The 307-nt window shown below is 38.8% G+C and carries 1 pseudogene; it reads left to right on the top strand.

The features are described from left to right. Positions 1–13: 13 nt before the first annotated feature. A pseudogene (locus ACGF49_RS25095) lies at positions 14–307 on the top strand (adhesin); the annotation flags it as partial.

Below are 307 nucleotides of genomic sequence, written 5' to 3' on the forward strand. Positions count from 1 at the left end.
ATTAGGTACTTAAATGAAAAAGTTATTTTCTGTTTGCCTGGTACTTTTATTGCTGTTTTCATCAAGTGCGGCTGCATCGATATTTTCATATATCACTAAATCCGAGGGCATTCCCACAAATGCCTATTATACTTTTGTCATTGAACGTTGGGACCCAGAAAACGATTTTACGCCAAATCCTTGTTATGGTTATTCTGCGTGTTGGATATCGGTTAACCATCGCCATTTTGCTGATGGATATTCAGGGCAGCCCTATAGGCTATTCAATACTCGCGTAGAAAGATTCAAGACAATGAAACAAGTGCAG

Source organism: Photorhabdus sp. RM96S, from assembly GCF_042879335.1.
GTDB classification, from domain to species: domain Bacteria; phylum Pseudomonadota; class Gammaproteobacteria; order Enterobacterales; family Enterobacteriaceae; genus Photorhabdus; species Photorhabdus kayaii.